This is a genomic window from Pseudomonas sp. AM8 (assembly GCF_036346475.1).
Classification (GTDB): Bacteria; Pseudomonadota; Gammaproteobacteria; order Pseudomonadales; family Pseudomonadaceae; genus Aquipseudomonas; species Aquipseudomonas marginalis.
Genome location: NZ_JAOTNX010000010.1, coordinates 218,494 through 239,842, shown reverse-complemented (window position 1 = coordinate 239,842; position 21,349 = coordinate 218,494). Strand labels below are relative to the sequence as shown.

17 protein-coding genes, 1 tRNA gene and 1 pseudogene are annotated in these 21,349 nt (G+C 56.7%); 10 read left to right on the top strand and 9 right to left on the bottom strand.

The genetic code is table 11. The features are described 5' to 3' along the window. Positions 1-33: 33 nt before the first annotated feature. A complete protein-coding gene (locus tag V3W40_RS23405; protein ID WP_065925775.1) occupies positions 34-444 on the bottom strand; it encodes a hypothetical protein in 411 nt (136 codons plus the stop codon). A gap of 188 nt (positions 445-632) precedes the next feature. Here V3W40_RS23405 and V3W40_RS23400 point away from each other — a divergent pair. The 4 genes from V3W40_RS23400 to V3W40_RS23385 all read left to right on the top strand — a co-directional run bounded on the left by V3W40_RS23400 (position 633) and on the right by V3W40_RS23385 (position 4,372). Next, positions 633-708: transfer RNA gene (locus tag V3W40_RS23400), tRNA-Thr, on the top strand. A 163-nt stretch (positions 709-871) separates the two neighbouring features. Continuing rightward, positions 872-2,191 carry a tyrosine-type recombinase/integrase gene (locus V3W40_RS23395; RefSeq protein WP_330215720.1) on the top strand — a complete coding sequence of 440 codons (1,320 nt, stop codon included), beginning with the start codon at positions 872-874 and terminating at the stop codon, positions 2,189-2,191. 928 nt (positions 2,192-3,119) lie between these two features. After that, entirely contained in the window at positions 3,120-4,100 is a 981-nt protein-coding gene (locus V3W40_RS23390) for an integrase domain-containing protein (RefSeq protein WP_330215719.1), read from the top strand. After that, positions 4,097-4,372 (top strand): hypothetical protein, encoded by a 276-nt coding sequence (locus V3W40_RS23385; RefSeq protein WP_330215718.1) that lies wholly within the window; start codon positions 4,097-4,099, stop codon positions 4,370-4,372. Before V3W40_RS23390 ends, V3W40_RS23385 begins: the two co-directional genes overlap by 4 nt. 132 nt (positions 4,373-4,504) lie before the next feature. On the opposite strand, the gene V3W40_RS23380 is transcribed toward V3W40_RS23385, so the two are convergent. From V3W40_RS23380 to V3W40_RS23350, 6 genes and pseudogenes are all read right to left on the bottom strand, one after another. After that, entirely contained in the window at positions 4,505-5,251 is a 747-nt protein-coding gene (locus V3W40_RS23380) for a hypothetical protein (RefSeq protein ID WP_330215717.1), read from the bottom strand. A 191-nt stretch (positions 5,252-5,442) separates the two neighbouring features. Next, positions 5,443-6,429 (bottom strand): reverse transcriptase family protein, encoded by a 987-nt coding sequence (locus V3W40_RS23375; protein WP_330215716.1) that lies wholly within the window; start codon positions 6,427-6,429, stop codon positions 5,443-5,445. Then, positions 6,386-6,712, bottom strand: coding sequence for a helix-turn-helix transcriptional regulator (locus tag V3W40_RS23370; RefSeq protein WP_330215715.1), 327 nt, complete (start codon positions 6,710-6,712; stop codon positions 6,386-6,388). The genes V3W40_RS23375 and V3W40_RS23370 overlap by 44 nt, the downstream gene beginning before the upstream one ends. A gap of 39 nt (positions 6,713-6,751) precedes the next feature. After that, the gene (locus tag V3W40_RS23365; RefSeq protein ID WP_330215714.1) at positions 6,752-6,919 is read right to left on the bottom strand and encodes a hypothetical protein; all 168 of its coding nucleotides are present in this window, start codon (positions 6,917-6,919) and stop codon (positions 6,752-6,754) included. Positions 6,920-8,203: 1,284 nt separating this feature from the next. Continuing rightward, a complete protein-coding gene (locus V3W40_RS23355; RefSeq protein ID WP_065925781.1) occupies positions 8,204-8,464 on the bottom strand; it encodes a DUF6429 family protein in 261 nt (86 codons plus the stop codon). 69 nt (positions 8,465-8,533) lie between these two features. Then, positions 8,534-8,831, bottom strand: a pseudogene (locus tag V3W40_RS23350) (IS66 family transposase); the annotation flags it as partial. Positions 8,832-8,934: 103 nt separating this feature from the next. On the opposite strand from V3W40_RS23350, the gene V3W40_RS23345 reads away from it, so the two are divergent. From V3W40_RS23345 to V3W40_RS23325, 5 genes are all read left to right on the top strand, one after another. Continuing rightward, the gene (locus tag V3W40_RS23345; protein ID WP_092358685.1) at positions 8,935-9,441 is read left to right on the top strand and encodes a sigma-70 family RNA polymerase sigma factor; all 507 of its coding nucleotides are present in this window, start codon (positions 8,935-8,937) and stop codon (positions 9,439-9,441) included. Further along, the gene (locus V3W40_RS23340; protein ID WP_330215713.1) at positions 9,438-10,400 is read left to right on the top strand and encodes a FecR domain-containing protein; all 963 of its coding nucleotides are present in this window, start codon (positions 9,438-9,440) and stop codon (positions 10,398-10,400) included. Before V3W40_RS23345 ends, V3W40_RS23340 begins: the two co-directional genes overlap by 4 nt. A gap of 98 nt (positions 10,401-10,498) precedes the next feature. After that, positions 10,499-12,922 carry a TonB-dependent siderophore receptor gene (locus V3W40_RS23335; RefSeq protein WP_330215712.1) on the top strand — a complete coding sequence of 808 codons (2,424 nt, stop codon included), beginning with the start codon at positions 10,499-10,501 and terminating at the stop codon, positions 12,920-12,922. Positions 12,923-13,274: 352 nt separating this feature from the next. Beyond that, positions 13,275-14,432: an AAA family ATPase gene (locus V3W40_RS23330; protein ID WP_330215711.1), complete on the top strand. Its 1,158-nt coding sequence runs from the start codon at positions 13,275-13,277 to the stop codon at positions 14,430-14,432. Positions 14,433-14,742: 310 nt separating this feature from the next. After that, the gene (locus tag V3W40_RS23325; protein ID WP_330215710.1) at positions 14,743-16,872 is read left to right on the top strand and encodes a M48 family metallopeptidase; all 2,130 of its coding nucleotides are present in this window, start codon (positions 14,743-14,745) and stop codon (positions 16,870-16,872) included. Positions 16,873-16,945: 73 nt separating this feature from the next. Here V3W40_RS23325 and V3W40_RS23320 read toward each other — a convergent pair whose 3' ends face one another. Continuing rightward, positions 16,946-18,262 (bottom strand): OprD family porin, encoded by a 1,317-nt coding sequence (locus tag V3W40_RS23320; RefSeq protein ID WP_027605121.1) that lies wholly within the window; start codon positions 18,260-18,262, stop codon positions 16,946-16,948. A gap of 408 nt (positions 18,263-18,670) precedes the next feature. Between V3W40_RS23320 and V3W40_RS23315 the strand changes: the two genes are divergently transcribed. After that, positions 18,671-20,758, top strand: a complete 2,088-nt coding sequence (locus V3W40_RS23315) for a TonB-dependent receptor (RefSeq protein ID WP_330215709.1) — start codon at positions 18,671-18,673, stop codon at positions 20,756-20,758. Between the two features lie 199 nt (positions 20,759-20,957). Here V3W40_RS23315 and V3W40_RS23310 read toward each other — a convergent pair whose 3' ends face one another. Then, positions 20,958-21,173: a hypothetical protein gene (locus tag V3W40_RS23310; RefSeq protein WP_065925789.1), complete on the bottom strand. Its 216-nt coding sequence runs from the start codon at positions 21,171-21,173 to the stop codon at positions 20,958-20,960. Positions 21,174-21,349 lie beyond the last annotated feature (176 nt).

Genomic DNA, 21,349 nt, shown 5'->3' with positions numbered 1-21,349 from the left:
GACCATCGTCAGCCAGCGGACAACTGCTCAGGCTTATTGATGAACCCGCCGCTCGGTGAATTCATAATCACCCTGGCAATCGCTGGTGGGGTCCGCTGCCACACTCACGTAATGCACGGTGTCCGGGTCCACCAGCTTATAGGTGTACACATCCGGCGAACGCACCCCATCGGTGCGCAACTCGTTCTTACCGTCGGCCGCCGACCACGACCCCTGCTCGGTCCGAATCACCTGCGTCTGCTGCGCATCGCGAAAGAAGGTAATGGTGAAACGGCCATCGGCCTTGAGGTGGTTGGTCCACGACAGGAACTGACAGTTGCCGGTTTCCGAACGCAGGCCTTTCCAGGTACCGACCAGCGCGGGGTCGTTGCCGGGCTTGGTAATGGAGCACGCGCTGAGAGCGGCGGTGAGGAGGATGAGGCACAGGGAGAGAATCCGTTTCACGTGGGGCTTCCTTAGGCAGGGATGAACTCAAGATCGCACCGGCCAGGCCGCCCGGCGACGAGAGAAGAATCCTACCCGTGCTTGCCGGAAAAAGGGGCGTTCGTGAAAAAAGCTCGGGTTCTGCAAAAATAGTCAGAATTCAGGGGTTTACAGAACGTTGCCAATCGCTATAATCGTCGCCCTAACACGCCGGTATAGCTCAGTTGGTAGAGCAACTGACTTGTAATCAGTAGGTCCCGGGTTCGACTCCTGGTGCCGGCACCATACAAGGTTCCAGAGAAGGCTTTCAAAATCTCTGGAACCCCCGAAAAACCCGCCTTCTGGCGGGTTTTTTCGTTTTGGCGTTCCATCGGATTCCGAGGGTAGCCAGCGCTAATAAGGGTAGTTTTAAGGATAGAGGTCCGTTTCGATATCGGAGACTACCCTTATGGCCCGCACCACTGCCCCGCTCACAGACACCACCTGTCGCACGGCAAAGCCCAGAGAGCGCGAGTACAAGCTCTTCGACGGCGACGGTCTTTACCTGCTTGTGCAACCCAACGGCCGCAAAGGCTGGCGGCTCAGGTACGTGAAACCCGATGGCCGCGAAGGCCTGACCGCTCTCGGCAGCTATCCAGTGGTCGGGCTGGGCGACGCACGCCGCAAGCGCTTCGAGATCAAGCAGCAGCTTGCCAACGGCATAGATCCGATCCAGTCCAAGCAACAAGCCAAGACGCAGGCCGTGATCAACGGGCGGACCTTCGAAAGCGTTGCGCTCGACTGGCACGCCGGCATGGTGCCCAAGTGGGCGCCCGGCCACGCCAAGACTGTGCTCAGCCGGTTGAAGACTCACGTCTTCCCCATTCTCGGCGCCAGGGCAATCGTCGACCTCGACACCCACGACCTCATGCAGCCACTGGAAGCCGTGACGAAGCGCGGCACCATCGACGTGGCGCTCAGGATCAAGAATTACCTGCAAAGCATCATGCGCGAAGCCAAACGGCTGCGACTGATCACGGCGAACCCGGCTCACGATCTCGATGGCTCGATCAAAACTCCACGGGTGACTCACCGACCCGCACTACCCTTATCAAGGCTGCCAGAGCTACAGGCCTGTATCGACGGCTACAAAGGTCGTCCACTCACACGCCTTACCGTGATGCTATCGCTGCACGTGTTCGTACGCTCCAGTGAACTACGCTTCGCCCGCTGGAACGAGTTCGACCTCAAGCGCGGCATCTGGGAAATCCCCGACACTCGCCCAGCGCTCGACGGCGTGCCCTTTTCCACAAGGGGTACGAAGATGGCCGGGGACATTCACGTTGTACCCTTATCACCGCAGGCAGTGGCCTTGCTTGAGCAGATCCACGCGATAACCGGCAAGTTCGAGCTGGTGTTCGCGGGGGATGCCAAACCGTGGAAACCGATGTCCGAGAACACGGTGAATGCAGCGCTCAGGACGATGGGCTACGACACCAAGGTGGATATCTGCGGCCACGGGTTCCGAGCCATGGCGTGCAGTGCGCTGGTCGAGTCCGGGCTGTGGTCGGAGACGGCTATCGAGCGACAGATGAGCCACAAGGAACGCAACAACGTGCGCGCCGCCTATACCCACAAGGCCGAGTTCCTCGAAGAACGCCGGATGATCATGACCTGGTGGAGCCGGTTTCTGGAGGCAAATCGCGAGGACCATGTGACGCCGCATGAGTTTGCCAAGCAGACGGGCGAGAACGTCACGCGCCTTCGCAGTGCCAAGAGGACCGAGTAGCCCGCCGCACCATCTCCCCAAACTCGCTGTGAAGTTACCCACAGCCCCGCATGTAGCTCCTCCGCGCGGGTCCATTTAAACGAGGCGGCAAAGCCGCCCCGTTTCAATGGACCTAACCTTACTAAAAGCGACTGGCACAGTTATCGTCTGTGGAAAACCAATGATGTCCACCGGGGGATAGCTTTATCCACAGGTGCTAAATCCCTGAAATTGCGTTACTTGACGAATATTGTCCACAGGCGTAGACCGGTAGATGCAAGCGCTGCTGAGGCAGCCGAATGTGGCCAGCAACCTGAAAGGTCACGCCGCAACCGCGGTGGTTCACCCCCAAGTACGATTCGCGTCCGGTAGCTCGTACGGTCACTACCCATGTGATGGATGCCAACTAAACACCGTTGCCCCTGCGGCAGCCACCATACCCTCCTGCCCAGCAGCAACCCATCCGCTTGGCCATTTCGTATGCGCCAACCTGCGCCCGTCTCTTTCTCTGGAAAGAGACGGGCACTTCTACCACTGCTGCAGCCCTGATCGCACATGGCTTTGCGGCAATTCCCCTCGTGACAATCGGCGTGACAAACGCCGATGTCACCAGCAACAGCCATGTAGATGATGGTGCCGCAGACCAGGGAAAGGACTGCACCTGACTGACAGTCAGGCATGCCCCGGTCATCGCATCGCTGTGTTCACCCGGCTCAGGATCTTTCAGGCGCTGGTCTCGTCAGCCAGCGCGGCCTCCACCCGCCCACCGGTATTGGTGCTCAGGAGGCCAGATCATGAGATGCCCTTGCTCCCGGACGTAAGGAGTCGACAGTCCCGCGTTAGAGGACAACCCCACAGGCCGCAGGGGCCTCGATCCCTGATAACACTCAGCATTCTTGGCGGGATGACGTGGGGCGAGGATCGGAGAACGGCAGATGAGGTGACCGACATGGCATTGGTGGGTAGACGCAATGGCCGCAATTTCGGCTACGGCAGGCAACTGAGCTATGCAGGGCCGCAGGCGTTGAGAGACATGTTCGGCGGCGGTCATTACGGCACGGTGAAGGCACACTGTGATCGGTGGCAGGCATTCGTGAAGTGGTGCCGCTCCGAACAGGGGCCCGGTATCAATGATGCGCGGCGGATTGATCGGAAAGTGTTGGCCGACTACGCGGCATATCTGCGCGACGTGGTTGGGCGCGGTGACCTCGCCGTCAGCACCGCACAAAATCGGCTATCCAGCGTTAACAGGACCATGGCAGCGCTTCGCGGTGATCAGTGCGTGAAGTTACCAAGTCCGAGCAAGGCGTTGAATATGCAGCGCACCGGGGTTCGCCAGTCGGTGCCGCAGGGCCAAGACCGCGATCAGGTTAAAGAGATCGTCCATGCGCTTTGCCGAAATCATCAGCAACGGGCCGCCGCGATCGTCCTGTTGGCGCGAGCCACCGGCATGCGCTTGCGTGAGGCCATCTTGGCTGACCTGCCACGGCTAAGCCGTGAGGCTAACGACCTAGGCAGAATTAACATTCAGGAGGGCACCAAAGGCGGCCGCGCCGGCGCTTCGGCGCCACGTTGGATAGCAGTGAACGACCATATTCGTGGTGCACTTGGATTCGCATGGCAGGCGTCACCTGCAGGTAGCCGCAACCTGATTGCGCCAAACGAAAGCTACCTGAATTTTCTGCAAGAAAGCATCCGCCCTTCGCGAGACATCCTGCAAGCACATTACCTCAAAGGCTTCCATGAACTACGAGCGGCTTACGCATGTGAGCGCTACGAGCAGATCACCCAACACCTCGCGCCAATCAATGGGGGCCAATGTTGCCAGGCAGATAGGAACCTAGATCGTGAGGCCCGAAGGCAAATCAGCTATGAGTTGGGGCACGGTCGGATCGACGTGGTCGCGGCCTACATTGGAGGACGGACATGAGCAAGCCATTCGATATAGAACTATTCATTTCTGCGATGCTGACGGGTTCGCATGCAACCCAGAAGCGACATTTGCGCCAAGCGAAAATCATCCAAGTGGAAATTGCAAAACGCTGGCAACGAGATACACCGTGGGCTTGGCAGAAGAAGCATGTGGCCTGGTTCATCGAACATCGTCTGAATCGTCGCAGCAAGGCGACTCGATATTACTATTTGCTGACTGTCCACCTGATCACTCAGCGCTTGCAAAAATCATGGAAATTCAACCTCTAGTTAATCCCCAGCTACGGTACAGTCACTACTATCACTATCGCTCCTAAAGAGGTATTCGTTCTCCTCTCTAAGCTACAATCCAAGATCATCAAATTTTTGGGGGTATACCCACATCCCTCCAGCTCGGACTGCCTACAGGGTATCAAGGTCCGCCTTGAGTGCTGCAAGAAGCTTTTTATTCAACTCCACTGTACGCTCATTAAGCCCGAGAGCATGATTGCTAACCTCATCAGGAATTAGCTTAGTACGCCTAAAATTTTCACTAAAAACATACCCAACTACTTTTTCGAGGTACAACTTTGACTGACTTATGTTTGCTCGAAGCTCATCCAACAGGTCAAGAATCTCTTGACTTGAATTTAATTTCACACCATTAACCTGAGCAAAAAGCTTAGCTTCCTGGACCCTGACAGAGCCGATGATACTCGTAGCTTTATTATTAGCATCTGCAAACAACTTACTCGAAATACCTAAGTCACTTGCGAAGCATGCGGAGATCATTGGGGACAGTTCTTTCTCAATAATTTCAATATTAAGCCCTCGGAACGCATCAATTTCATCCATAAACCTGTGATATTCGCGGCTTTTGCTTTCATACTTATACTTCCGCTTCTGCATATCAATTTCATGATCTCTTTTTTGCTTATCAAGCTTTTCAGCACTCTGTTGCTTAAGACCTTCTATTTCTTTAGCGTGAGCTTGCTTAACTCTCTCTGTCTCTAAGGTATATTCATGTATCACTTTCTGTTTTTCTGCCTCGATACGCCCAGCATCTTCGATCAGCGCTCTGTTTTTAGCCTTCTCCTTATAAAGCGTTTTAAAAAAGATAACCACACAGGCCACAAGCAAAGACAAAACCGCAACAAACATATATTCCATAATTAGCATAGCCACTTCGACATATTTTATTTATAGAGTGATTGACAAGGGACGACTGCAGAAACTATCCTTTCCGACTATACGCCATACATACTGACTTTTTCGCTCCATGGCATCTTCTAAAACCAGCGCAGCTTAACGCAAAACCCTGAGCACGCGCCCTAGGCGAGTTACAGCGCTTCGATCAGCTACTAACCAAGATCACCCTCAATATCTTTACGACTATACAATGCCCATTTTTCATATTTCACTGCATCAATTGAAGCTGCTTCATTAATTGCTCCTGCTAACTTCTGTTTGAGTTGGACTGCAGTAAAACCATACGCAGCCCCTCTCCCACCAATAGCGTCTTGAATTTTGCGGACACCTTTCAATCTCGAATGTGGAACAGAAAGCCTAGCTTTATGTGAAATAACACCGGTGATATGGGCTGGCACTCCAAAGCGAAAAATCTTGGTTTTCTCTTTTGCTATTTCATAGCCAAAGCGACTGGCGAGAATTTTTAGCTCGGCCTGAAAACCTCCCGAAATCTGATCCCCTGAGAAAGTTAGATCATCAATATAACAGGTAAAATTCAATCCATACTTTACCGCCAGCTCCTCACATTTATCAAACAGGCCTTTAGCTGACCAAAATGAAAGAAGAGGACTGAGTGGGCTTCCGGTCGGCATTACGCCGTTCCAAGTTGTCAGCGAGGCAAGTCTGCCCGCAATGTCAGTTGGGCAGCACATAATATTAAGAAAGAAGTCGTGCACAAGACAGTAGCGGGTAGATCCATAAAAATCTTTCAGATCAAATGTCGCTGTTTGTCGAGCTCCAAGATGAATAGCTGCGTTCGTTTGGTACGAACGGTGCTTTACTCCGCCTTGAACGTAGTCAGGATATTGGACACGACGAAGCATAAATAATATCCTCTCGTGTAGCTTCCGAAGTCGATACTTAGGCTCTTGAACGACCCGTTTTTTTCGAGATTTTCCAGTAAATGGATTCGGAGCCAAAACCTTTGTGAATATTTTATAGTTATTTTGTGACTCAAGACACTCTTCAAGCTCGACTACGCTAATCTTTAGCAACTCAGCCAGCCGCCTCGGTGAGCCTACTTTATATAAGGCACACTGGTGAATTGGAAGCTCATTATCGGGCTTTCGTTTTTTCCTTGTACTTTTCTTTAGCTGCATTTCGATCCTCATTCCATTCAAGTAACGAAATAATAGTTTTCGCCAAGCCGAAACGCAAGTTATCAGTAGCTCGAGGAGAATCGATATTTTCAGAGAAGAATAAAATTGAAGATAGCGGTATATCGAAGTAGTCGCTATATTTTTTGAGCAGTTCAATAGATGGCTGCTTCTTTCCAGACTCGACCTCGGACAAGTGAGAGTTTGATACCCCCAACCGAGAGCACAACTCTGTTTGAGACAAGTCGTAGTAAGAACGAATTAGCTTAAGGGCTTTACCTAACATTTTGCACACCTTTGATGAGTGTGACACCAGCGGGGTAGGCTACTCATGGAAGAATGCGATGATCTTCGTCCAATTCCTGTCAATCATCGACAGTAGCGGCACGAGAATCTTAATCACACCAAAGCAAGTTTTGAGCAATCTCAAACGCTGCTTTCTCTTCAGTTTCACCAGGTACAGTTCTTCGGCTTTCTCGTCACGTGGTTGCATATTGAATGCTCCTGTAAGGGTTTGCGCCAGCCCACAACATGTGGAACCGACCTCTCGATGCAACCTTTACAAGCCAAATGACCGATGTTTGAACTGTATTTTTCCCCCTCGCTGAAATCACCAGGCTTCGACGTCTCGACGAAGCCTACAAGACCGCACCACATACGCGCACGGTAGCGACCGCACACGCCCGGCCCAAAATTTAGAGGTTCGAAATCAACCCCCACAGTGCCTTAGCACCTACAAACAATCGAGAAATCATCGACCGCAAAATCATCATGGCAGAACATAATAGGTCAGTCAAAAAATATTTTCGCTCACAGCGAAAACGCGCGGCACTGACACGCCCACCGCCAGACACAGCCTAGGTGTTGCTGGGTGCTGAGAGGATATAGTGGAATAGAAGCAGGCCTCCCCTCAAAGGTTAATGAAGGGGTCGAAAGGCTGCCATGCCTTCAGAACAATCGTGTCTCAGCTCACTCTTCTTGCATCTAGAAGGCTCGGAAGAGGGGAAAAGGATAGTTTTAGAGATATGATAATAATCTACGATATTTAAAATACATAAAAATCAGATAGTTATGATATTTTTCGACTCTTGGTGCCACCATACAAAACAAAGTCCTCACAGAAATGTGAGGGCTTTGTTGTTTCTGGGTTGATACAACCCAGTCGCTCGCCTGTAAATCCTTCCCCAAACCGACAAACCGCTATTGGTGGCCGACTACCAGCCGAAGCATAACGTCCGCATACCATGTACACAGCGCATACAGAACACGTGTGGAACAACGTTAATGGCAGCTCTCCCGTTCTGTCTTTCCGAGTAAAGCCCGAACTTGTCAGCGAGTTGGATCAACTGGCGCGGGCGACCGACCGAGATCGTCAATCCCCCCCTGCAGCGGGCTTTGAGCCGCTACGTGTCCGCTGAGTGCTGGCATTTAAAGCCGTGCAGGAAGACATTGCAGATACTGATGCCGGCAACGCCACTGATTGGGAATTGAGGGAGGCAGCCGTCTTCCACATTCTCAACAGCCTGGGAATGCTGGAGCGTTCCCTCATGCAGGGAAAGCGTCTCCAGTACTCGATTGCCGGGAGCTGGTTATCACTGCGTATCCGTATCGAGCGACCTCTAGTTTGCAAGGTGACCGCGAAGCGCACCACAGCACCAAGCCCCGTAACTCGGGGCTTGGTGCTATTTGGCGTTTGAATGAATATCGGCAACTGCAAGAAAATAAGGCGCACTATGCGATCCATAAACCCGACCGATCGTATGGCCGTGGTATGAAGTCAGGTATCCAAGTCGGATTCATGCTCCACTTGAGTTCTTACCCCAAATAACCGGTCGGCTATCTGCCGGCCTCGCTCCAGCCCTTCAGCCGTCAACCAAATCGATTTGTTCTTGTTCACCGGATTACTGATGAAACCATGTTCATGCAATCGGTTCATGGTCTCGAAGTCGAACCCTTTCCAAGCATTGCCGTTATCAAAACTGAAGGTTGCCAACAGGGCAAGTACGGCTTCTTCAATCAGTTTATCGTCGTATTCCATGATCGTTGCTCCGCTCGTGTTCTTTGAACTCACCGTAAACCCCACCAGCCATCAAGATGAATAGCGCGCTTAACTATGCGTCATCGGCGAGCAGTTCCAGGACAGTAAAGCTTCGTAATCCTCAACCGAAGAAGTCGTCAAGTGCGTGGCGCAGCCACGCATAGGGCTCTTGGCCGTTGGCTTTAGCCGTCTCGACCAAACTGTAAAGTTGAGCGCTGCCCGTCGCGCCTTTGAGCGTGTCGCTGAACAGCCAATTCTTGCGCCCGATCACGAAGGGCCGGATCGCACGCTCGGCGGCGTTGTTGTCGATCGGCAAGTAACCGGCTTCGGTGTAGCGCACCCACTTGCTCCCGTTGTTGCTCAGATATGGACGTAGAATTCCACCCCATCAAACAGGTGTAAACACTGTACAACCATCCGCCCGATCAATACGATGAGAAGCATTATCATTCACGCAGTGCGAGCCTCACATGCAGGATGCCAGCCCAACATCGTCCGTCGAACAGTTGTACGAGAATCATCACGGCTGGCTGCAGGGCTGGCTGAACCGGCGGTTGGGGCACAGTGCCGACGCCGAGGATCTGGCCCACGATACGTTCATCCGTGTGCTGCGCGCCCCTCAGCAGGTGTGCGAGTTGCGCCAGCCCATGGCGTTTCTCGCGGCGATTGCCAATGGACTGCTGGTCAATCGCTGGCGCCGCCAGGAGATCGAGCGGGCTTATCTTGAAGCGTTGGCTGCTCGGCCCGAAGGGGGGGAATCGTCACCCGAGGACCGGTATCTGGTGATCGAAACCTTGTTGCAACTCGACTCGCTATTGATTGGGCTCTCTGAGCGCATACGACAGATTTTCTTCATGTCTCAGCTCGACGGCCTGACGTACCCGCAGATCGCTGCGCAGTTGGGTTTGACTGTGGCTCAAGTGCAACGGGCCATGGGCAAGGCATTCAGCGTTTGCTATGCGAGCCGTTTCGAATGAGGGCCGAGATTAATCCGCAGGTGCGCGATATTGCCATTGATTGGCTTGTCAGGACGCAGTCCGGGCTTATGAGTGCGCCTGATCTGGAAGCATTGCAGTGTTGGCGCGAGGCGAGCGATGAGCATGAGCAGGCCTGGCAACGTGTCGCCAGCTTGCCGCTGTTGCAGCAGCCCGGAGCGAATCTTTTGCGCGACGCCACCGCGCGCAGGGCACTGGCGTCGGCTGGGCCGGACATGCAGAAACGTCGGCAGTTACTCAAGCGCCTGTTGGTCCTTGGTGCGGTTGGCACAGTTGCCTGGCAAGGCGCGGGTTCCACGCCAGTGCGCGCCGCGCTGGCGAGCCACCGCACAGGAACAGGCGAGCGTCACCAGTGGGCCCTGGTTGATGGCAGCTCGCTATGGCTGAACACGGCCAGTGCGGTGAACCTGGATTTTAATGACCAGGTGCGGCGCATCCAGATGATAGAGGGCGAGCTGGCCTTGAATGTGCGAGCAGAATCGCGCCCGCTGCAGTTGATCACGCCGGACGCGATCCTACAGAGCCGCGACGCGCAGTTGCAAGTGCGCCATGACCGGCAGGGCACGCAGGTCACCGTCGTGGGCGGCCAGGTGCAGGTGCACTCACGCGGCCAGCCAACGTCCTCTTCACTTGAGGCCGGATGGCAGGCACGGGTGGACCGCCTGGGTATCGGCGTACCGAGCCGTCCCGACCTGCTGGTCGCCCAGGCCTGGCTGCGCGGGATTCTGCCGGCGGATCGCCTGCGCCTGGATGCCTTGGTGGCGGAACTCTCACGTTATCGCCCCGGTGTTTTACGTTGTCATGAGCAGGTCTCAGGGTTACGCCTCACAGGCAGTTTTTCGCTGGATGACACCGACGCAGCCTTGACGCTGGTAGCGCGCACGCTGCCGGTGCGTATCGAGCGCATGACGCGGTATTGGGTCTCGATCGTGCCCGCCTGAAATATTTTTTCCGCTGCACGATAGTTTTTTCGTACTCGCTTGGCCTATAGGGATCACCCACCCGCCAGAGGTGGGTCTTGACCCCTTAGGAGCCCCGTATGACTTCACCTTCCCGCGCCCTGCGTGCCCGTACGCTTGTGCTGTTGTTGCTCAGCGTGCAACCGCTTTGCAGCCCTCCAGTCTTTGCCGCGGGTAGTTCGCAGCATTACAGCATCGACGCTGGCCCCCTGGATTCTGCGCTGTCACGTTTCGGCGCACAGGCGGGGATTACCATGGCGGGCAGCTCAACGCTGACGGCCGGCAAGAAAACCCAGGGGCTGCAAGGCGATTTCAGTACTGAGGCCGGCCTGGCGCAGCTCTTGCTCGGCTCTGGGCTGACCTATAAGCGCCAGGACGACGGTAGCCTGCTGCTGGTACCGAGCAACGGCGACGTGCTGGAGCTAGCGCCGACCGCCATCAGTGGCACCGCCTACGACACCTCGTTAGGCCGCAACGATGGCCTGGTCGCCAGCCGGACCATGAGTGCCAACAAGACCGATACGTCGATCATGGAAACGCCGCAATCGATCAGCGTGGTCACCCGTAAGCAAATCGATGCCCAGCAGCCACAAAGCATCGGGCAGGTGCTGCGCTACACCGCCGGGGTCAATGGTGAAGCCAACGGTGTCGATACCCGGCGCGACACGATTAGTATTCGTGGCTTTGACGCGACGACTGGCGGTGGTATCTATCGCGATGGCCTGCGCCAGTACAGCTTTGCCAACCAGAGCCGTGCCGTGGGTGAAGTCTATGGGCTGGAGCGCGTGGAAGTGCTGCGCGGGCCATCGTCGGTGCTCTACGGGCAAAGCTCGCCGGGCGGCATGGTCAACGTGATCAGCAAGCGTCCCACCGATGAGCCGCTGCATGAACTGGTGGCGCAGGCAGGCAGTTTTGATCGCAAGCAATTGGCTGCGGATTTCGGCGGGCCGCTTAGCGATGACGGCGTCTTGACATATCGCCTCACCGGGCTGTGGCGAGACAGCGGTACGCAAATCGACTACGCCCGTGATGACCGTCAATTCATCGCCCCGGCAATCAGTTGGCGCCCCTCGGACGACACCTCGCTGACGGTGCTGGCGTCCTTTCAAAAAGACCGCAATGTGCTGGGCTACTACGCGTTGCCCCGGGTAGGCACCCTCGACAGCTCGCGTTACGGACGGATCGCTACGGATCGTTTTGTCGGCGACCCTGACTTCGACAAATATGATGTAGAACAGTGGTCACTGGGGTATCAGTTTGAACATCACCTCAATGATATCTGGACATTCCGCCAGAACGCCCGTTACAGCCGTTCCTACCAGGAACAGCGCACGATTTACCAATACGGCCTGGATGACGACCAGCGCACCGTGGGCCGCTTCGGTTATCTGGGCCACGAAAAGGTGAAGAATGCCCTGCTCGATAACCACTTCCAGGCCCAGTGGAACGCCGGCCGTTTCGAACATACAACGCTGGTCGGCATCGATTTGCAACACGCCAGTACCAACCAGTTGGGGGGTGGCAACGTGGTTGATCCCCTGGATATCTATGCGCCGGTCTATCACCAGGATTACAGCGACCTGGACGCCTTTTACGACATCAACCAGCGTCGTCAGCTAGACCAGGCGGGTGTGTATCTCTCGGAACAGCTCAAGTTCGACGAACATTGGGTCTTCAACCTGGGCGGTCGCCAAGACTGGGCACGCTCGAAAACGGTCCATTACGCCACCGATACGGCGGCAGACCTCAAGCAGCGCGATCACGCCTTCACGTGGCGGACCGGTGTGATGTACCTGGCAGACAACGGCCTGGCGCCCTACGCGAGCTATTCGGAGTCGTTTTTCCCTAACATCACGGCGGTGGCGCGTGACGGCAGTGCGTTCGAACCCGAAACCGGTCGCCAGTACGAAGTCGGGATCAAATTCCAGCCCAAGGGCAGTGACAGCTACGTGACCGTCTCGCTGTTCGACCTGACGCGGCAAAACGTACTGACTGCCGATCCTGCCAACAATCGTTTCTCGGTGGCGACCGGAGAAATCCAGTCGCGCGGTATCGAACTGGAAAGCAAGGCGCAGGTGTCCGATGCTCTGGAGTTGATGGCCAACTACAGCTATTCACACCTTGAAATTACCCGCAGCAATACGGCCGATGAGAAAGGCAATCAACCTGGCAATACCCCTGAACAACTGGCCTCGCTCTGGTCGCAATACACCATTCAGGGCGGCGCGCTATCGGGCTTGGCGATAGGGGGAGGAGTACGCTATGTCGGCAAGAGCTATATCGACTCGCAAAACAGCGAAGGCATTCCCCACTACACGCTGTTTGACGCCAGCCTGAGCTACGACCTGGGCAAGCTGTCTTCATCCTATGCAGGGGCGAAGCTGGCGCTCAATGCGTCCAACCTGACCGATGAAACCTATGTCTCCCAGTGTGGTTACACCGGCGACAGCTGCAAATACGGGTATCGCCGAAATGTGACCGGGTCGGTGAGTTACAACTGGTAAGCACCACCTTGGCGACCGGATCGGCACGTAGCGCAATTGCCAGACAAAACCGCTTTCGTACTCGATATTTCAACAGCGTCGGCCGATAGAGGGCGTTGACAGCGGACTGCTTTCGGCAGCCTGCTGCCACGGCAGCTTTTGGCGGATTCCTGCCTATTCTCTACGGAAGGGATGATCGACAACGTTCGAATTCAGGAGGTTTACCATATATTCATCCTCGATCATCCCCTCCACGCCTCACCTCCCCTCCTGTTGAATCACCTCTTTTCGCGCCAAAGCTCCGGATTTCATCCTTTATGCTAAATTATGTATTGGCAATAATTATGGCGTATCCATAAAAAGGGATAATTGCATGAGCAGCATATTTCAGCGCCCTGAACTGGCTGAATCGATGGCAAACCAGCTTCTCAATCCAGGCGTATTAGATGAAGGTCTACGCTCGGGTCTTTTTCTGTCTGGCCTGCGCCGTACAGGTAAAACGACCTTCCTGCGCAACGACCTTATCCCAGCCCTGGAAGCAGCAGGCGCCCTGGTGATTTACGTCGACCTATGGAGCGATACGCTGGCCAACCCGGCAACGCTCGTGCACAACGCCATCCACAAGACCCTGAAAGAACTGCAAACGCCGGGCTCTTCAATCCTGGAAACGCTCAAGCGAGTCAACAATGTCGATCTGGGCGCAGCAGGATTCAAGTTCGGTTTCAAACTCGACAGCATCGGCAACGCCGACGGCCCCACATTAGCGCAAGCACTCGCAGAGGTCGTCGACCAAGCGAAGACCGATCTCGTGTTGATCATCGACGAGGTGCAACATGCCATTTCCTCCGACGATGGCAACCAACTGCTCCTGGCCCTCAAGGCTGCTCGTGATGCAATCAACCCGCGCCCGAATACGCCGGGCTACTTCCTCTTTATCGGCACAGGCTCCCACAGAGCCCAGGTAAGCGAGCTGACCGCCAAACGCAACCAAGCGTTTTCCGGCGCGACATCGGCCGCGTATCCACTGCTAAAGGGTGACTACGTTGAATTCCTGCTCAACCGACTGGCAATGACGGTGAAGAAGGAAAAGCTCCCCTCACTTGAAGCCGCCGTCGAAGCCTTCAATACCCTGGGCAATCGACCTGAGGAAATGCTCAAGGCATTGCGTCAGCTACTGCAACAGGGCGGTGATCCTGATCTTTTCCTCCCCGTGATTGCCAGCACCTTACGCTCAGCGGCGGCAAGTATTGAGCTTGAAAAAGTCGAACAACTGGGCAGCCTGGCTCAGGCGATTTTCAACAAGATCGCGGCTACGGAAGGCGATGCTCGGGGGATTTTCTCTACCGATGCAGCTGCGGAATATTCAAAGACGGTAGGTCGCGAAGTGCGGGTTGAAGAGATTCAACCCGTGGTGATTGCGCTGGTGGCGGAGAACATCATCATGCGGCGAGGGCATGGGATTTATGCGATTACGGATCAGTTTGTTCAGGAGATTTGGTTGGAGGAGCGGGCGTTGATTGAGGGGCGGTAGGGACAAGCAATAAATTTTCCACCTTAGTCACATGCTTGGACTTTGTAGGTCCGCTATTGATGATGTGGTGAAGGTGTTGGAGTCGCCTGGGAATACCGGGCTGTAAGTAGGGCTGTGAAGCGGCCCCAAAACCAGGCGCTTAGTTTTAACAGAAAAATCTCAGTGCCTTTATTGGGGCTGCTGCGCAGCCCGGCGCGGGGCAAGCCCGCTCACCACAGAGTTGTGTGCCCGCATTTAAGAGTGGTGTAGATACCCAGGGGCGTTTTTTTCGGTATAAACCTGAACATCCCTGCGTCGTGAACGAACTCCCATGAACGCCCTGAAACTGATCTGCCTTCTCATCGTTTTCCCGCTGTTGCTGGTCGCCCTCGGTGGCTGGGAGCGTCAGCGTGCTGACGAAACCACCACTGCGGTGGCCGATTACCACGTCACGGTGACTATCGCTAAACAGCAACTCCAGGCGCTGGCGGCGAAGGAGCCGACGGCGATGGTCGCCCTGGTCGATGAAAAAATCAGCGTGCAGATGGCCCTCTCGCGTCTGGAAAAAATCGAAGCCGAACTGCCCATTGCCCACCGCGTGAACCGTGCGATGCGGGTCCTGGCGCCGTGGGTGATGGGCTTGGGTCTGTTGGCGGCGTTGATTGGTGCGGCGGCATTGGCAGGTACGTACTGGGCCGGGCGGCGGGCACGGCACTCACGGGAGAGGTTATTGCAGGTGTTCTCCCTGGGCAGCCGCCTGTTGCCCTACGTGTTGGTGGGCCATGTGGTGGCGGTGGCGGCGGCCGTCGCGTTGGCGTTGAGTTTCGAAGGCTTGGGGATGTGGCATATCGGCCGGCTGGGCAGTGGCGAAGTCAAGCTGATGGCGGTGCTGGGGGTGATCGCGGCGTTCTGTGTGTATTCGATCTGGCAGTTGCTCAGACAGCTGCGCCCTATGCTGGGGATGTTCAAGCCCGAGCCGCTGGAGATGTTCGGCCAGGTGGTGACGCCCGCGCAGGCTCCAGGGTTGTGGCGCCATGTGGACGAATTGGCGGGTCGGCTCGGTGCGCTGCCACCGGACCACATCGTGGTGAGCCTGGCCCAGGGCTTTTACGTGACCTCCAGCGCGGCCACTGTGCAACCGGCGAATACTTTGCTGCAGGGGCGCACCTTGCATGTGCCGTTGCTGTATCTGGGCCTGCTGAGCCGTGAAGAAATCAGCGCGGTGATCGGCCATGAGCTGGCGCACTTTGTGGGGCAGGACACGGAATACAGCCTGCGCTTTTTGCCGATCTACGATGGGGTGAATCGCAGCCTGGAGGCGCTGCTGCAAACCCTGCTGGGCAGCGATTTGATCCAAGGCTGGCTGATGCGCCCGTCGTTGCTGTTCGGGGTGTTTTTCATGCAGCGTTTCGATCACGCGGTTAACCACTGGAGCCGTGAGCGCGAATTGCTGGCGGACGCTGCCGGCGCGCAGTTGGTGGGCCCTGAGGCGGCGGCTTCGGCGTTGTTGCGGATGTCGGTGTTGCAGCCGCACGTTGAGGATGCACTGTTGGCGTTGTGTGAGGCAGGTACGGCTACAGACCTGCCCGACGCCGTGTTCACGAGCTTGCGTGAGTGTAAATTGCAACCATCAGCCGAAGCCCTGGAGATTCATCAACCCCATCCCACCGACTCCCACCCCTCCAATGGCGAACGCCTGCAGGCGCTGCACGTGCCACTGGACGATACCCTGCGCGGCGCCACCCGCGTGGTGGATAGCGACATGGCGAATGCGCAGATGGATGCCTATTTCAGCGCACACCAGGCACTGCGCGAGCAGCTGTCTCGCGACGTGATGGACATGGCCGTGTCGGAGAACAGCGCGCACACCCAGCTGCTGGAAACCTTGGCCGCTTCGGCCGAGGGTGAGCGCCGCCTGCATGAAGGCGGCCAGTGGCGCGGGGTGCTGATGGCGGTGTCGGGCCTGCCCTTTGTGCTGGCGGCCCTGTTTATCCTGAGTCGAGTCTGGCTCGCCCCGGAGCGTTTGAAAGGCACGCCGCTGTCGGCAGTCGGCGCGGGCGCGTGCCTGGGTCTTATCGGGCTGGGCCTGCTGTGGCTGGGCATCCGTCGATTCAAGCGCGCGCCGCAGACCGCGTTGCGCCTGACACCGGAGCATTTTGTGTTCAATAACCTGGCGCAACCGCTGCCCATCGAACATATCGAGGAGATCACGTTGCAGTTTGTCCAGGGCATCTGGGTAACCGTCCAACTGACGCCCGAGGCGCCGTTACCCGTAACGCGCAAGACCGCGTTCGGTGTACCCGGCGTGCGGGTCAACAAGAAGAAACGCCAGGTACTGCTGCTGATGGCACAGCTGTGTATCGGCAATAAAAAGATCGAACCCTATGAGGGCTTGTCCTTGATGCTCGACTACAGGAATGCGGCGTTGGCGCGCAAGATTTTGCAGAGCCACGAGGACTGATGCACCCCCATAAAAAAACCCCGAACCAGTCGGGGTTTTTTATCGCCTGGAATCAGGCGCGACGTGTGATCACTTAGAAAACGTTGATCGGGTAGTCGGCGAACAGACGGATTTCGTTACCGCCTACGTTGTACTTGTCGGCATTGCTGGAAACGCGCAACCAGGACGCACGAGCACGCAGGCTCAGGTCTTTGGCCGGGCCGCTTTGGACGACGTATTTGAACTGGTTGAAGATCTCGCGCTCGGTGCCATTGCCACGGTTGGAACCGTCGTCAATGTTGGTGCCGCGCACGTAGGCCACGTTGTAGGTCAGGCCAGGCACGCCGAAGGTGCTGAAGTCCAGGCCGTAGCCGGCCTGCCAGGAGCGCTCGTCCTTGCCGTTGAAGTCGGACCAGTAGGAGTTGGCCAGCAGGATAGTGTTGCCACCGTCGCCGATGCCGCCAGCGTTGCGGTAGCCGCCGTACAGGTAGCCGGTGTCGCCCGTGCTGCGCTGGTGAGCGACGGTGAAGCTGTGCGGGCCGACAGCCCATGTGGCGCCCAGGCTCCAGATCTTGTTGTCGCGAGCGTCTTCGCTGCCTTGGTTTTCCAGGGCGAAGCTCTTGTCCAGCTTGGTCTTGTAGCCATTGAAGTCAAAGGTCAGCGACTGTTTCTCTGGCAGGGCCAGCACGTAGTTGACGTTGACGTATTGCTTCTTCAGCACGTCTTGCATGTCGGAGGCGTACAGCGCGGCCGACAGGTTTTCGGTGAATTTGTAGCTGCCACCGACGTAGTCGATGCTTTTCAGACGGCCGCTGTCGGTACCTTCGGCGCTCTTGCGAGCTTCCTTGGTGAAGTGACCGGCGTCGAGTTGCAGGCCCGCGATCTCTTTGGAGACGATCGACGTACCCGTGAACGTTTCGGACAGCAGACGGGAGTTGTCGTAGGCCAGGACCGGAACGTTAGGGAACTGATCACCGTACTTGAGCACCGTGTTGGAGACGCGGAACTTGACCGCTGCGCCGCCTTTGGCCAGGTCGTGTGGTGCCGAGCCAGGGTTTGCCGAGCCATCTGGGTTAGTGGTGCCATTACCCTGCTTGAAGAAGTCGATCCCCCCCGCGCCGGCGCGACCTTGGCCACCGTCCAGACGGATAGCATATTGGCCGATCACGTCCACACCCACACCGACAGTGCCTTGGGTGAAGCCGGACTCGAACTTGCCGATGAAGCCTTGGCCCCATTCGGCTTTGTCTTGCTTGCCGTTTTTGTAGTCGCGGCTGATGTAGGCGTTACGGGCCGCGATGTTCAGGTGGCTGTCTTCAACAAAACCCTTGGATTGCTCCTGGTCGTTTGCCATTGCTGTCGATGCGCTCAAAATCCCCAGAGCGATCAGACTCATCCGTTGCTTCAACATTTTTTGTATTCCTTATTACGGGTTGAGTACGCGCGATGACACCAGGCTCCATGTCGCTTTTCTGGTGTCGACTTTTCCGAAAAAAGAAGGCCCGCGGACGACTGAACATGCCGCGGGCCTTTTCTTATTGGATGAGTCATGGCTGTTAGCCACAGGCGTTGGGCGCAATCCTAGTCGCGCGTTGAACTATGTGTCAATTTCGTGAATCGTCTGTATTTAGGCGAAATAATTCTAAGCAAAGGCCTACTGCCTTTCTGAAAACGACCAGATTCTGTCTTTAACGACCCATGAAACACATCTCGTAACATATTTCAAAGCCGATACGTTTGGTAATGGATAACGCGCGCAAATGCAAAGCATTACCATTAGCGTGCTTTTTCCTGCCAAACCCTTTGGATGCATTCCACCATGCCTGCCCTTCGCCTGACGCCCATGACCCTTGGGCTTTCTGTTCTGCTGTCTGCCGGTTTTGCCTGTGCGGCCACCACCTTGCCCGAAACCTCGATCAGCGCCGAAGCTGACGAAGACGACCCGCGCGTCAAGGAAACCAGCACCGCGACCCGCACCGCCACACCGGTACGGTATGTGCCCCAGGCCATCGACTCGGTGAAGACCGAAAGCCTGCGCGCCTACGGCACCAACGACCTGGGCCAGGCCTTGAGCGGCATCCCCAACGTCAGCAGCGGCGCCGACACGCGCTTCGACAGTCTGCGCATCCGTGGTTTCGACGCGAGCAACGACTTCTACCTCGATGGCATTCGCGACGACAGCCAGTACGTGCGCGACCTGCACAACATCGAGCGAATCGAAGTGCTCAAAGGCCCGGCAGCCGTGCTTTACGGGCGAGGCGGCCAGGGTGGGATCGTCAACCGCGTGAGCAAACTGCCAACGGCCGGGCGCAAGTCGAGCATCGAGGCCCAGGGCGGCAGCAACGATTTGCGCAGTGTGTATGCCGACCTGAGCACCGACCCCACCGACAACATCAGCCTGCGTCTGAACATGGGCAACCAGGACAACAACAGCTTCCGCGACGGCGTCAGCGGCAATCGCCAACTGTTCGCGCCGTCCATGAGCTGGCAGCTCACCCCGGATCTCAATTGGCTGGTGCAATACGAATACAGCCGCTACAACCGCACGCCGGATCGCGGCATCCCCGGCGTCAACGGCCGCCCCGCCGACGTCAGTCGCAGCACCACCTACGGCGACAGCCGCGATTACATCGACGACAAGACCCAGTCCCTGCGCTCCAAGCTGGCCTACGAACTCAACGACAACTGGCAACTGCGCCAGACCCTCGGCGTGTTCAAGCTCGACAGCGATTTCGACAACACCTACCAGACCGCCTATGTTGCCTCGACCAATCGGGTGACGCGCCAACGCTGGCAGCAAGACCTGACCACCCTCAACGTCTTCAACAACGTCGAGCTGGAAGGAGGCTTCAGCACCTTCGGCCTCGAACACCGCCTGCTCACCGGCGTGGAGCTGGGCAGCCAGCGCCGCGATCCAAAGCTGTACACCGCCACTGCTGTGAACCGCGGTGGCCAGGCCGTGCCAGCCCTGGACCTCAACCAGCCCAACCGTCGCCTGAGCCACACCGGGCGCATGAGCGTATCGAGTAACAACCACACCGAAGTCGAAAGCCGCGCCCTGTATGTGCAAGACCAACTGCGCCTGAACGACCAGTGGCAAGTGCTGGCCGGCCTGCGTTACGACCGTTTCGAAGTGGACACCAAAAACAAACTGCTCAATACCCGACAAGACGTCAAAAGCCACAGCACCAGCCCGCGCTTTGGCCTGGTGTGGACGCCCCTGGAACACCACTCGTTCTATGCCTCGTGGAGCAAGACCTTCTCACCGGCCGGTGGCGGCCTGATCGGCATCACCCCGAACGCCGCCGGCAGCGTCAACGACCTGAGCCCCGAGCTGACCAAGCAAAAAGAGATCGGCGTGAAAAGCGACTGGCTCGACGATCGCCTGAGCACCACCCTGGCGGTGTACGAACTGGAACTCTACAACCGCCGCACCAGCGACCCGCTGGACCGCACCATTACCCTGCTCAGCGGCCTGCAGCGCTCGCGCGGCGTGGAGCTGACAGCCACCGGCAAAATCGTCGGCAACTGGTCTGTACGCGGTGGTGTCGGCCTGCAGGATGCCAAGGTCGAGAAGGACAACAACGGTTTTGAAGGCAAGCGCGTCAGCGACGTGGCCAAGCGCAATGCAAGCCTGTTTGTCACCTGGAAACCGGAGATGGGCTGGTACGCGGAAACCGGTTTGACCCTGGTCGGCGACCGCTACGCCGACAGCCTCAACACTGTGGTACTGCCGGGTTATGGCAGTTGGGATGCGTTGGTCGGGTTCCGGCAGAAAGAATGGGATGTGCGCGCGGCGCTGAACAACATCGCCGACAAGACCTACTACGAATCGGCGACCAGTGTGGCGCAGATTCAGCCGGGCGATCCGCGTAACCTGGTGGTGACAGGCACCTACAGTTTCTAACCCCGATAAACCCGTAGAGGTCGTCTCAAGCAACACCACACAAACCCCGTAGCAGCTGCCGAGCGCAAGCGAGGCTGCGTAGGGCGCGCAGCCGATTCAATCTCGAGTCGCGGCCGACGCAGCCTCGCTTGCGCTCGGCAGCTGCTACAGATTTACGCGGTGTTGGATAGACGGTATCTACGACATCAGTGGTGATTGTTCAGTTTTCAATCAACTCGCACAACGCGTGCATTTCATCCTCGCTGAACAACCCCACCGGGTAGCGTTCACTCATCACACTGCGCAAATCCGGCTGCTGCCTGACTTGTCGCGAGCCGTTTTCCTTCAACCAGAGCCCCAGCGCATGGATCGCGTCACCGTCAACCCGCGAAGGGTGGAAGGTGCGCGTGTACATCGGGTTGATATTGGCATTCATTTCGGCGCTCTCTCCTGCTGCGTGAGCGGCTAACTTACTCAAGGTTTATGACAGAACTGTGCGGTCATCACCCTGGGACACTGGGGCAACACCGATACAAGAGCTATGCCAATGTCGCGTGTTTATAGGTGGGCGGACACAAAAAAGCCCACGACCGTGATGGGCCGTGGGCTTGC